Source organism: Streptomyces hygroscopicus subsp. hygroscopicus, from assembly GCF_030269125.1.
Taxonomy (GTDB): domain Bacteria; phylum Actinomycetota; class Actinomycetes; order Streptomycetales; family Streptomycetaceae; genus Streptomyces; species Streptomyces hygroscopicus_C.
The window spans coordinates 174,649-187,485 of the sequence record NZ_BSSM01000011.1; the positions used below are offsets into that span (position 1 = coordinate 174,649).

10 protein-coding genes are annotated in these 12,837 nt (G+C 71.9%); 9 read left to right on the plus strand and 1 reads right to left on the minus strand.

Annotated elements, in window-relative coordinates; all coding sequences use genetic code 11:
* The first annotated feature begins 77 nt into the window (after window positions 1–77).
* The 6 genes from nsdA (at window position 78) to ftsH (ending at window position 9,745) form a co-directional block, all read left to right on the plus strand.
* Window positions 78–1,553, plus strand: coding sequence for a transcriptional repressor NsdA (gene nsdA, locus QSK45_RS24155; protein ID WP_285560240.1), 1,476 nt, complete (start codon window positions 78–80; stop codon window positions 1,551–1,553).
* Window positions 1,554–1,830: 277 nt separating this feature from the next.
* Window positions 1,831–3,210 (plus strand): ammonium transporter, encoded by a 1,380-nt coding sequence (locus tag QSK45_RS24160; protein WP_285560244.1) that lies wholly within the window; start codon window positions 1,831–1,833, stop codon window positions 3,208–3,210.
* Window positions 3,207–3,545 carry a P-II family nitrogen regulator gene (locus QSK45_RS24165; RefSeq protein WP_085566762.1) on the plus strand — a complete coding sequence of 113 codons (339 nt, stop codon included), beginning with the start codon at window positions 3,207–3,209 and terminating at the stop codon, window positions 3,543–3,545. Before QSK45_RS24160 ends, QSK45_RS24165 begins: the two co-directional genes overlap by 4 nt.
* A gap of 38 nt (window positions 3,546–3,583) precedes the next feature.
* Window positions 3,584–6,043, plus strand: coding sequence for a [protein-PII] uridylyltransferase (locus QSK45_RS24170; protein WP_285560247.1), 2,460 nt, complete (start codon window positions 3,584–3,586; stop codon window positions 6,041–6,043).
* 96 nt (window positions 6,044–6,139) lie between these two features.
* Window positions 6,140–7,690: a signal recognition particle protein gene (ffh, locus tag QSK45_RS24175; RefSeq protein ID WP_285560248.1), complete on the plus strand. Its 1,551-nt coding sequence runs from the start codon at window positions 6,140–6,142 to the stop codon at window positions 7,688–7,690.
* A 111-nt stretch (window positions 7,691–7,801) separates the two neighbouring features.
* Complete coding sequence (gene ftsH, locus QSK45_RS24180; protein ID WP_285560250.1) at window positions 7,802–9,745, plus strand: ATP-dependent zinc metalloprotease FtsH; 1,944 nt, start codon at window positions 7,802–7,804, stop codon at window positions 9,743–9,745.
* Window positions 9,746–9,752: 7 nt separating this feature from the next.
* Here ftsH and QSK45_RS24185 read toward each other — a convergent pair whose 3' ends face one another.
* The gene (locus tag QSK45_RS24185) at window positions 9,753–10,640 is read right to left on the minus strand and encodes a methyltransferase domain-containing protein (protein WP_285560252.1); all 888 of its coding nucleotides are present in this window, start codon (window positions 10,638–10,640) and stop codon (window positions 9,753–9,755) included.
* 514 nt (window positions 10,641–11,154) lie between these two features.
* Here QSK45_RS24185 and QSK45_RS24190 point away from each other — a divergent pair.
* The 3 genes from QSK45_RS24190 (at window position 11,155) to QSK45_RS24200 (ending at window position 12,779) form a co-directional block, all read left to right on the plus strand.
* The gene (locus QSK45_RS24190) at window positions 11,155–11,751 is read left to right on the plus strand and encodes a hypothetical protein (protein ID WP_285560254.1); all 597 of its coding nucleotides are present in this window, start codon (window positions 11,155–11,157) and stop codon (window positions 11,749–11,751) included.
* Between the two features lie 363 nt (window positions 11,752–12,114).
* Entirely contained in the window at window positions 12,115–12,534 is a 420-nt protein-coding gene (rpsP, locus tag QSK45_RS24195) for a 30S ribosomal protein S16 (RefSeq protein WP_285560256.1), read from the plus strand.
* A gap of 5 nt (window positions 12,535–12,539) precedes the next feature.
* Entirely contained in the window at window positions 12,540–12,779 is a 240-nt protein-coding gene (locus QSK45_RS24200; RefSeq protein ID WP_029385578.1) for an RNA-binding protein, read from the plus strand.
* The last annotated feature ends 58 nt before the right edge of the window (window positions 12,780–12,837 follow it).

Sequence of the window (12,837 nt, forward strand, 5' to 3'; positions counted from 1 at the left end):
GGGGCCGTATTTACCGGCATTCTGATAGGGCTTGGCGCACTCGGGCGGCAAGAGGTCTCAGGAATGGGGGCGTTCCAGTGGGCGGCAATGGCGGTAGCGGGACAAACGCTGACAAGCGCCCCAATGAGCTGCTCGGCTCGTGGTTCGTGCGCAGCGGGTGGTCCAAGGGGGAGCTGGCCCGCCAAGTGAACCGCAGGGCACGGCAGTTGGGTGCCAACCACATCTCCACCGACACCTCCCGGGTGCGCCGCTGGCTGGACGGCGAGAACCCGCGCGAGCCGATCCCGCGCATCCTCTCGGAGCTGTTCTCCGAGCGTTTCGGCTGTGTGGTCTCCATCGAGGACCTGGGCCTGCGCGCCGCCCGCCCGTCGCCCGCCGCCTCCGGTGTGGACCTCCCCTGGACCGGCCCCCAGACCGTCGCCCTCCTCGGCGAGTTCTCCCGCAGCGACCTCATGCTCGCCCGCCGCGGCTTCCTCGGCACCTCCCTCGCGCTCTCCGCGGGCCCCTCCCTGATCGAGCCCATGCAGCGCTGGCTCGTGCCCACCCCCGGCGCCCCGGCCGGACCCGCCCCCGAGCCCCCCCTCGACTCCCGCCGGCCGGGCCGGCTGTCCAGGCCGGAGCTGGAGCTGCTGGAGTCGACCACCCGGATGTTCCGCCAGTGGGACGCCCAGTGCGGCGGCGGCCTGCGCCGCAAGGCCGTCGTCGGCCAGCTGCACGAGGTCACCGACCTGCTCCAGGAGTCCCAGCCCGAGGCCACCACCCGCAAGCTCTTCAAGGTCGCCGCCGAGCTGGCCGAACTGGCCGGCTGGATGTCGTACGACGTCGGACTCCAGCCCACCGCCCAGAAGTACTTCGTGCTCGCGCTGCACGCCGCCAAGGAGGCCGGGGACCGGCCCCTCGGCTCGTACGTCCTCTCCAGCATGAGCCGCCAGATGATCCACCTCGGCCGGCCCGACGACGCCCTGGAACTGATCCACCTGGCCCAGTACGGCAGCCGTGACTGCGCGGGGCCGCGCACCCAGGCCATGCTGTATGCGATGGAGGCCCGCGCCTACGCCAACATGGGGCAGCCCGGCCGGACCAAGCGCGCGGTGCGCATGGCCGAGGACACCTTCGCCGAGGCCGACGAGTGGGACGAGCCGGACCCCGACTGGATCCGCTTCTTCTCCGAGGCCGAGCTGTACGCGGAGAACTCCCACTCGTTCCGCGACCTCGCCTACAGCGCGGGCCGCAGCCCCGCCTACGCCTCCCTCGCCGAGCCCCTGATGCGGCGGGCGGTGGACCTGTTCGCCGAGGACGGCGAGCACCAGCGGTCGTATGCGCTCAACCTGATCGGCATGGCCACCGTGCATCTGCTCCGGGGCGAGCCCGAGGCCGGTGCCGAGTTCGCCTCGCGGGCCATGACCGTGGCCAAGAAGGTCCGCTCCGAGCGCGTGAACACCCGTATCCGAAAAACGGTCGGCACGGCCGTGCGGGACCACGGCGATCTCGGTGCCGTGGTCGACCTCGCCGAACAGCTCGCCGTCGACCTCCCCGAGTCCGAGGCCGTCTGACCCCGGCTCCCCCCCGAACCCCGGCCGCGGCCGGACCTCCCGAACCGCCCGACTCGGCTCCCCCAACGCCAGGTCATCGAGAGGTACCGGCCGCGGTCGGTTCATGGACGTGTAACACAGAGGTCGTCTTCGTCACCCCGGTGAAACAACGAGTGGCTTCCGTGGAAACGGTGCTACGTCAGTCTCTGGCGCATACCCGGCCCACCCCCCGCCCCACCGACACCGGACCGCTGAGGCACCGCCCGCACGGGCCGTACCGATCGACGAGGAGACGCCGATGGCTCCAGCCATCATGCTTGCGGCGGACGCACCCAAGCTGTCGTCCGCCAACACAGGCTTCATGCTCATTGCTTCCGCCCTGGTGCTGCTCATGACCCCGGGCCTGGCCTTCTTCTACGGAGGCATGGTCCGCGTCAAGAGCACCCTGAACATGCTGATGATGAGCTTCATCAGCATGGGCATCGTCACCATCCTGTGGGTGCTCTACGGCTTCTCCATGAGCTTCGGCACGGACCACGGCTCGCTGATCGGCTGGACCTCCGACTTCGTCGGCTGGACCGGCATCGGTAAGACGGACCTGTGGCCCGGTTACACCATCCCGGTCTTCGTCTTCGCCGTCTTCCAGATGATGTTCGCGATCATCACCCCTGCCCTGATCAGCGGTGCCCTCGCCGACCGGGTGAAATTCAGCGCCTGGACCCTCTTCGTCGTGCTGTGGGTCACCATCGTCTACTTCCCGGTCGCCCACTGGGTCTGGGGCACCGGCGGCTGGGCCTTCGAACTCGGCGTGATCGACTTCGCCGGCGGTACGGCGGTCCACATCAACGCCGGTGCCGCGGCCCTCGGCGTCATCCTCGTCATCGGCAAGCGCGTCGGCTTCAAGAAGGACCCGATGCGCCCGCACAGCCTCCCGCTCGTCATGCTCGGCTCCGGTCTGCTGTGGTTCGGCTGGTTCGGCTTCAACGCCGGCTCCTGGCTCGGCAACGACGACGGCGTCGGCCCTCTGATGTTCGTCAACACGCAGATCGCCACCGCCGCCGCCATGCTCGCCTGGCTCGGCTACGAGAAGATCCGCCACGGTGCCTGCACCACCCTCGGCGCCGCCTCCGGCGCGGTCGCCGGCCTCGTCGCCATCACCCCCTCCGGCGGCGCGGTCACCCCGCTCGGCGCGATCGCCGTCGGCGCCATCGCCGGTGTCGCCTGCGCCGCGGCCGTCGGACTGAAGTTCCGCTTCGGTTACGACGACTCCCTGGACGTCGTCGGCGTCCACATGGTCGGCGGCATCCTCGGCTCCCTGCTGATCGGCTTCTTCGCCAGCGGCAAGGGCCAGTCCACCGCCACCGGCGTCTTCTACGGCGACCACTCCTTCACCCAGCTGTGGAAGCAGTGCGCCGGCGTCGGCGGCGTCCTCGTCTACTCCCTGGTCGTCTCCGCCGTCCTCGCCTTCCTCCTCGACAAGACCATCGGGATGCGCGTCACCCAGGACGAGGAGGTCTCCGGCATCGACCGTGCCGAGCACGCCGAGACGGCGTACGACTTCAGCGGCGCCGGCGGCGGTGTCCTCGGGTCCGCCGTCTCCGCCCCGGCCGGCGGGAAGCAGCCGGAGAATCAGGACGACAAGAAGAGCGGGAAGCAGACCAAGAAGGTGGACGCATGAAGCTCATCACGGCCGTCGTCAAGCCGTACCGGCTCGACGAGATCAAGGAAGCCCTCCAGTCCTTCGGCGTCCATGGACTGACGGTCACCGAGGCCAGCGGCTACGGTCGGCAGCGGGGCCACACGGAGGTCTACCGCGGCGCGGAGTACACCGTCGACCTGGTTCCCAAGATCCGCATCGAGGTCCTCACCGAGGACGACGACGCCGAGGAACTGATCGAGGCCATCGTCAAGGCGGCCCGCACCGGCAAGATCGGCGACGGCAAGGTCTGGTCGGTCCCGGTCGAGACGGCCGTACGGGTCCGCACCGGCGAACGCGGCCCGGACGCCCTCTGAATCAGGCTGGAACACCGGAACGGAACGGGAGTCGCTGGGTGACGGGAACGGATGAGCGGACACCGGCCGAAGGCCCGGAACCCGGCGGCTACGCGGCGGCACGGCTGCGCCTCCTCACCGAGGGGGCGCGGACCGGGCCGCCGCGCCGTGCCGCCCTCGCCGAACTGACCGACGACTGGCTCGCCGGACTGTTCACCGCCGCGGCCGGCCGTCCCCAGGGCGTCTCCCTCGTCGCCGTCGGCGGCTACGGCCGCGGCGAACTGTCCCCCCGCAGCGACCTGGACCTCCTGCTGCTGCACGACGGCTCCGACCCCACCGCGGTCGCCGCCCTCGCCGACCGCCTCTGGTACCCCGTGTGGGACCTGGGCCTCGACCTCGACCACTCCGTGCGCACCCTCGCCGAGGCCCGCAGGACGGCCGGCGAGGACCTCAAGGTCCAGCTCGGCCTGCTGGACGCCCGCCACGTCGCCGGCGACCTCGGTCTGACCACCGCGCTGCGCACCGCCGTCCTCGCCGACTGGCGCAACCAGGCCCCCCGCCGGCTGCCCGAACTGAAGGAACTGGGCGACGAACGCGCCGCCCGCCAGGGCGAGTTGAGGTTCCTCCTCGAACCCGACCTCAAGGAGGCCCGCGGCGGACTGCGGGACGCCACCGCGCTGCGCGCCGTGGCCGCCTCCTGGCTCGCCGACGCCCCCCGCGAGGGCCTCGCCGAGGCCCGCCGCCACCTCCTCGACGTCCGTGACGCGCTCCACCTGAGCACCGGCCGCGCCACCGACCGGCTCGCCCTCCAGGAACAGGACCAGGTCGCGGCCGAACTGGGCCTGCTCGACGCCGACGTCCTGCTCCGGCAGGTCTACGAGGCCGCCCGCGTGATCTCCTACGCCGGTGACGTCACCTGGCGCGAAGTGGGGCGCGTCCTGCGCTCGCGCGCCGTGCGCCCACGCCTGCGCGCCATGCTGGGCGGCGGCAGACAGGTCGCCGAACGGTCCCCGCTGGCCGAGGGCGTGGTCGAACAGGACGGCGAGGTGGTGCTCGCCCGCGCCGCGCGCCCCGAACGCGACCCCGTGCTCCCGCTGCGCGCCGCGGCCGCCGCCGCCCAGGCGGGCCTCCCGCTCTCCCCGTACGCGGTACGGCGCATGGCCGCGGGCACCCGCCCCCTGCCCACCCCCTGGCCCGCCGAGGCGCGCGAACAACTGGTGACCCTGCTCGGCTCCGGCCGTCCCACCGTCGAGGTCTGGGAGGCGCTGGAGGCCGAGGGACTGATCAGCCGCCTGCTCCCGGACTGGGAACGGGTCCGCTGCCGCCCCCAGCGCAACGCCGTGCACGTGTGGACCGTCGACCGGCACCTGATCGAGACCGCCGTGCGCGCCTCCGCGCTCACCCGCCACGTCCACCGCCCCGACCTGCTCCTCGTCGCCGCCCTGCTGCACGACATCGGCAAGGGCTGGCCCGGCGACCACTCGGTGGCCGGCGAGATCATCGCCAAGGACGTGGCCGCACGCATCGGCTTCGACCCCGAGGACGCCGCCGTCCTGTCGACCCTGGTACGCCACCACCTCCTGCTGGTGGACACCGCCACCCGCCGCGACCTCGACGACCCCGCCACCGTGCGCTCCGTCGCCGAGGCCGTCGGCACCCAGAGCACCCTGGAACTCCTGCACGCCCTCACCGAGGCCGACGCCCTCGCCACCGGCCCGGCCGCCTGGTCCGCCTGGCGCGGCTCCCTCGTCGGCGACCTGGTCCGCCGGGTCGGCGCCCTCCTCGCCGGGGAGGTCCCGGACGAACCGGCGCCCACCGCGCCCACCGCCGAGCAGGAACGCCTGGCCATCGAGGCGTTCCGCACCGGCGGTCCGGTCCTGGCGCTGCGCGCCCGCAGCGAGCCGGTCCCCGCCGAGGAACCGCCCGGCGCGCCCGAACCGCTCGGCGTCGAGCTGCTCATCGCCGTACCCGACCAGACCGCCGTGCTGCCCGCGGTCGCCGGAGTCCTCGCCGTGCACCGGCTCACCGTCCGCACCGCGGAGCTGCGCACCCTGCGGCTGCCGGAGGACGTGCACGACGGCGACGGCTCGGTGCTGCTGCTCGACTGGCGCGTCGCCGCCGAGTACGGCTCCCTGCCCGAGGCGGCCCGGCTGCGCGCCGACCTCGTGCGCGCGCTCGACGGCTCCCTCGACATCGCCGGCCGGCTCGCCGAGCGCGACGCCGCCTACCCGAGGCGCCGAGGTCTGCTCGCCCCGCCGCCCCGGGTGACCGTGGCGCCCGCCGCCTCCCACCACGCCACGGTGATCGAGGTCCGCGCCCAGGACGCCCCCGGCCTGCTCCACCGCATCGGCATGGCCCTGGAGAAGGCGGGTGTCCGGGTCCGCAGCATGCACGTCTCGACCCTGGGCGCCAACGCGGTCGACGCCTTCTACGTCACCACGGGGGCGGGCGAGCCCCTGCCGGCGGGGGACGCGGGGTCGGTGGCGAGGGCGCTGGAGGAGACGCTGCGGGCGCCGTGACGCAACCGAACGCGACCGGCGGGGACTGATGCCCTGCCGGGCCGGATACCCTTGAGGGCAGCCCAGACCACTCCGACCCCGAGGACCGACGCCACCGTGTTCGATACCCTCTCCGACCGCCTCAGCGCGACTTTCAAAAACCTCCGCGGCAAGGGCCGGTTGTCCGAGGCGGACATCGACGCCACGGCACGCGAGATCCGCATCGCGCTCCTCGAAGCGGACGTGGCCCTTCCGGTCGTCCGTACGTTCATCAAGAACGTCAAGGAGCGTGCCCTCGGCGCCGAGGTCTCCAAGGCGCTGAACCCGGCCCAGCAGGTCCTGAAGGTCGTCAACGACGAGCTCGTGACCATTCTCGGTGGCGAGACCCGGCGGCTGCGCTTCGCCAAGCAGCCGCCCACCGTGATCATGCTGGCGGGTCTCCAGGGCGCCGGCAAGACCACGCTCGCGGGCAAGCTCGGCCGCTGGCTCAAGGAGCAGGGCCACTCCCCGCTGCTGGTGGCCTGCGACCTCCAGCGCCCCAACGCCGTCAACCAGCTCAGCGTCGTCGCCGAGCGCGCGGGCGTGGCCGTCTACGCGCCGGAGCCCGGCAACGGCGTCGGCGACCCGGTCAAGGTCGCCAAGGACTCCATCGAGTTCGCGAAGTCCAAGGTCCACGACATCGTGATCGTGGACACCGCCGGCCGCCTCGGCATCGACCAGGAGATGATGCAGCAGGCCGCGGACATCCGCGACGCCGTCTCCCCGGACGAGATCCTTTTCGTCGTCGACGCGATGATCGGTCAGGACGCCGTCAACACGGCCGAGGCCTTCCGCGACGGCGTCGGCTTCGACGGCGTGGTCCTCTCCAAGCTCGACGGTGACGCCCGCGGTGGTGCCGCGCTGTCCATCCGGCAGATCACCGGCAAGCCGATCATGTTCGCGTCGAACGGCGAGAAGCTGGACGACTTCGACGCGTTCCACCCCGACCGGATGGCCTCCCGCATCCTCGACATGGGTGACCTGCTCACCCTGATCGAGCAGGCGGAGAAGACCTTCAGCCAGGAAGAGGCCGCCAAGATGGCCTCGAAGCTGGCGTCCAAGAAGGGTCAGGACTTCACCCTGGACGACTTCCTGTCCCAGATGGAACAGGTCAGGAAGATGGGTTCGATCTCCAAGCTGCTCGGCATGCTGCCGGGCATGGGCCAGATCAAGGACCAGATCCAGAACATCGACGAGCGGGACGTGGACCGCACCGCCGCGATCATCAAGTCGATGACCCCGGCCGAGCGCCAGGACCCGACGATCATCAACGGCTCCCGCCGCGCCCGCATCGCCAAGGGTTCCGGTGTCGAGGTCAGCGCCGTGAAGGGCCTGGTCGAGCGGTTCTTCGAGGCCCGCAAGATGATGTCCCGCATGGCGCAGGGCGGCGGCATGCCGGGCATGCCGGGAATCCCGGGCATGGGCGGCGGTCCCGGCCGGCAGCGGAAGCAGCAGAAGAAGGCCAAGGGCAAGCAGCGCTCCGGCAACCCGATGAAGCGCAAGCAGCAGGAGCTGGAGGAGGCCCAGCGCCGCGAGGCCGCCGCGCAGGGCGGGAACGCGTTCGGACTGCCGCAGCAGGGCGGCGAGGAGTTCGAGCTGCCGGACGAGTTCAAGAAGTTCATGGGCTGACGGCCGTAGGACCGTCTTGCGGCCGGCCGTACGGCCTGAAGGGCGCTCCCTCTTGCGAGGGGGCGCCCTTCACCATGTGCCGTGTCCCGATATCTGTCTTAACGTCCCTATATGAGCAATGCGGCGCCCCCGCGCAAGGACCCGGAGCAGCCGTGGCGCGCCGAGGGCACCCCCGAGGGGTCCTGGCGGTCCGGCGGCGGAGGGCTCAAGGGCGGCAAGTGGTGGGGGCTGCTCGTCACCGCGATCGTCGTCTTCCTGCTGGCCTACTTCGGCCTGAACTACCTCGGCCAGGGCAACCAGCCGACGATCTCGTACACCGAGTTCAGCCGACAGGTCTCCGACGGCAACGTCGCCACGATCTACTCCAAGGGCGACGCGATCCAGGGCCAGCTGAAGAGCGCGCGGAGCAACCCCGAGGGCGGTGGCCGGTACACCCGGTTCAAGACGCAGCGGCCGGCCTTCGCGGACGACCGGCTGTGGCAGAACCTGAGCAGTCATGGCGTCACGGTGACCGCCCGGCCGGTGGTGCAGGAGCGAAGCTTCCTGTCCAACCTGCTGCTCTCCCTGATCCCGATCCTCGTCCTCGTCGCGGTGTGGGTCTTCTTCGCCCGCCGGCTCGGCGGCGCGCTGCCCGGTGCGGGCGGTCTGTTCGGCCGCCGGGCGCCGCCCAAGCCGGTGGGGCCCGAGCTGGAAACCAGGCGCACGACGTTCGCGGACGTGGCCGGGATCGACGAGGTCAAGGGCGAGCTGGACGACGTGGTCGACTTCCTGGAGCACCCCGACGCGTACCGCCGCATGGGCGCGAAACTGCCCAGGGGCGTGCTGCTCGCCGGGCCTCCCGGCACCGGCAAGACGCTGCTCGCGCGGGCGGTCGCGGGCGAGGCCGGGGTGCCGTTCTTCTCGGCCTCGGCGTCGGAGTTCATCGAGATGATCGTCGGCGTCGGCGCCTCCCGGGTGCGCGAGCTGTTCGCCGAGGCCCGCAAGGTGGCGCCGTCGATCATCTTCATCGACGAGATCGACACCATCGGCCGGGCACGCAGCGGCAGCTCGGCCATGAGCGGCCACGACGAGCGCGAGCAGACGCTGAACCAGATCCTCACCGAGATGGACGGCTTCTCGGGCTCGGAGGGCGTGATCGTCATCGCGGCGACCAACCGCGCCGACATCCTGGACCCGGCGCTGACACGCCCCGGGCGCTTCGACCGGGTGGTCACCGTGGCCCCGCCGGACCGCGCGGGCCGCGAGGCGATCCTGCGGATCCACACCCGGGACGTGCCGCTGGAGCCGGAGGTGGACCTGGCCAGGCTGGCGCGCGCGACCCCGGGCATGACGGGAGCCGACCTCGCGAACCTCGCCAACGAGGCGGCGCTGCTCGCGGTCAAGCGCAAGCAGGAGCGGGTGACCCGGGCGGATCTGTCGGAGGCGCTGGAGAAGGTGCAGCTGGGTGCCGAGCGGACCCTGGTGATGCCGGAGGAGGACCGGCGGCGTACGGCGTACCACGAGAGCGGCCACGCGCTGCTCGGCATGCTCCAGCCCGGCGCCGACCCGGTACGCAAGATCACCATCGTGCCGCGCGGACGGGCGCTCGGGGTGACGATGTCGACGCCCGAGGTGGAGCGGTACGCGCACTCGGAGGAGTACCTGCGCGGGCGCATCATCGGCGCGCTGGGCGGCATGGCCGCGGAGGAGGTCGTCTACGGCGTGGTCACCACGGGCGCGGAGAACGACCTCGAACAGGTGACGAACATCGCGCGCGGGATGGTGGCGCGCTGGGGCATGAGCGAGCGGGTGGGCCGGCTGTCCGCCCTGCCGAGCGACGCCCAGCAGGCGTACGGTCTCTCCGCCGCGCCGGCGACGCTCGACGCCATCGACACCGAGATGCGGCGGATCGTGGACGAGTGCTACGACGAGGCGCGGCGCAAACTCCAGGACCACCGCGGGCAGCTGGACGCGCTGGCACGGGCGCTGCTGGAGCACGAGACGCTGGAGGAGGCGGACGCGTACCGGATCGCCGGGATCACGCGGCTGGGGAAGGACACCGAGGAGGCGCGGTGAGGGCGGCCTACGGGACGCGGGCGATCAGGTAGCGGAAGACGTTGGGCATCCGGACGGTGCCGTCGGGGCGGCGGTACGGGTGCAGGGCCTCGGTCAGCTCCTTGTCGACCTGCTCGGCGTCGGTCGCCGCGATCGCCGCGTCGAAGAGCCCCGTGGACAGCAGTCCGCGCACCGCGCTGTCCGGGTCGGCGTATCCGAACGGGCAAGCGACTCGCCCGGAGCCGTCGGGACGCAGCCCCGCCCGCTGGGCGGCCTCCTCCAGATCGTCGCGCCGGGCCGGGCGCCAACTGCCCGCACTGCGCAAAGGATCAGCCAGTTTCGCCGCGACCCGCAGGACGGTGGAGGTGGCGCAACGTTCCGTCGGACCCCAGCCGGCGAGCACCACGGCGGCGCCGGGGGCGGCGTGGGGGAGGGCCCGTGCGAGCAGTTCGGCGAGGCCCTGGGGATCGCCCCCGGGGTGGCGGATCGGGTCGAGGGCGGTGATCAGGGTGTAGGGGGCGGCGGGCTCGGTGCCGTCGGCGGCTTCCGCGTCGTCGGGGGAGTCCCGGTCATCTGGGACGTCCTGGAGGAGTTCCGCGGGTGCGGTGCCCGTGCCGGGGGCCCCGCCCGGGGGCAGGAGCCGTTCGCGGGCGAGGGCCAGGAGGCCGGGGGAGGGATCGGTGCCGGTGACGGTGGCGCCGCGGGCGGCCGCGAGGAGGAGGGCGAGGCCGGAGCCGCAGCGCAGGCCGAGGAGACGGGTGTCCGGACCCACGTCGAGCCGTTCGTACACCGCTTCCACCAGCGGGACGAGCATCCGTTCCTGGATCTCGGCCCAGTCCCGCGCGCGTGTCCCAAAGTTCCCGTGAGCTGTGGAATCCGTGTGCGGCGGCCGCCGCCGTACGAGCGAAGCTGTCATGGATAAGCGCCCCCATCCCCGGCGGTCCGCCGCCCTGCCCGGTCGTGTGTGGCCCCCGTGCTCCGTCCCACGTATGCCAGGTAACCCCCGCACCGCGGTGCCGTCCAGGGGTCGAGGAGGCCCGCTCGGACCCGGGGCGCCGGTGTGGCGAGAATTCACATCCCGGCAATCGTGCCGCCCTTACGGTGTGCACACCGGAGGACGGGCCGGTGCCGGGGGGTGCGGTCGCGCACGGTAACGTCGCGACCGTCACGGGCGCTGACCAAGCTGAGGCTTGATACCGAGAGCGGCCGAATCGCCCCTTGCGTATCCGCGGGCCATCCTCGTGACACGGCGTACCGGGTGGAGCGTAGTGCCGTCTACGCACCGGCTTGGTAGGAGCTGTGAGGCTTTCTCCGCAGATCAGCGCACGCGCCCTCGTCAGGACGCATCAGTGCCAACTGACGGGTACGTGCAAATTATTTGGGATGCCCCGGAATAGGAACACAGCGTGCCCTCCGCTCGTTGTCATTACGTGAGCACGACACAGACACCCCCTGTACTCGCCGCAGAGCTGGCACAGGCGTGGGCCGACATTCAGCGGTACCACCCCGAGCTGCCGGACCTTGCCGCGCCAGAGTCCCTGATCGGAGAGTCGTCTTCCGCGTGCGGACACGAACTCTCCTTCGAACGGCTGCTCCATGAGGCAGTCCACGGCATCGCCGCCGCGCGCGGGGTGCGCGACACCTCCCGTGCCGGCCGCTACCACAACCGACGGTTCCTCGCGATCGCGGAGGAGCTGGGCCTGGACCACCCCGAGGAACCGCATCCCAGCAGCGGCTTCTCGCTGGTCACGCTCAACCCCGAGGCGAAGCGGCGCTACCGGCCGACCATCGAGCGTCTCCAGCGCGCCCTCAAGGCGCACTCGGCGGCGACCACGGAGGACACCTCCCGCACCTTCCGGGGCCCGGCCGCCCGGCACGGCTCCTCCGGCGGCGGCGTCCGCGTCAAGGCGGTGTGCGACTGCGGCCGCAACGTCCGCGTGGTCCCCTCCGTCCTCGCCCAGGCCCCCATCGTCTGCGGCGGCTGCGGCAAACCCTTCCGCATTCCCGAGATGTCGGGCGCCGCCTGATCCCCCACCCCGGCATCTCGTGGGTGCCGGACCGACTCCGCCCCGGCCCGCCGACCACCAGCGTCGGCGGGCGGGTGCCTCACACCCACCCACCGCGACCCGACCTCACCCTCCCCGCTCCCGCCGGCTCCCGGTCGGCGGGTGTGCCGACGCGCGTCCGGCCGCGTGCCGAGCGGGCGCGGGCCCGCCGAGGCCCCGGCCGGGAGCGGCCCGCCGGGTATGGCAGAATGGATGGCTGTACTCGACAGCCGCACAGGACCCCTCTCTCCTCCGGCTGACGCGTCCGTCGGGCACTCGGGTACCGCAACCCCACGCGGCAGCTCGCCGTGCCCCACCACGTCAAAATCAGGAGAACCCACTCCCGTGGCAGTCAAGATCAAGCTGAAGCGTCTGGGCAAGATCCGTTCGCCTCACTACCGCATCGTCGTCGCCGACTCCCGTACCCGCCGTGACGGCCGGGCCATCGAGGAGATCGGCAAGTACCACCCGACCTACAACCCGTCGGTCATCGAGGTGGACGCCGACCGCGTGGCGTACTGGCTCGGCGTCGGCGCCCAGCCGACCGAGCCCGTCCTCGCCATCCTGAAGAAGACCGGCGACTGGCAGAAGTTCAAGGGCGAGCCGGCTCCCGCGCCGCTGCTCGTCGCCGAGCCCAAGCCGGCCCGTCCGTCGTTCGAGGCCCTCGGTGGCGACGACGACGCCAAGGGTGAGGCCATCACCCAGAAGAAGAAGGCTGAGAAGAAGGACGAGGCCGCGGCTGAGTCCGAGTCGACCGAGGCCTGAGCAGCATGCTCGAAGAGGCGCTTGAGCACCTCGTGAAGGGCATCGTCGACAACCCTGACGATGTGCAGGTCGCCTCGCGCAACCTGCGCCGCGGGCGCGTGCTGGAGGTCCGGGTCCACCCCGACGACCTCGGCAAGGTGATCGGCCGCAACGGCCGTACCGCGCGCGCTCTGCGTACCGTCGTGGGCGCCATCGGCGGTCGCGGTGTCCGCGTCGACCTGGTCGACGTGGACAACGTCCGCTGACGCTTCATCGCAACCGGCTCGGGCCGGGGAGGGCCACTCGGCCGTCCCCGGCCCGCAG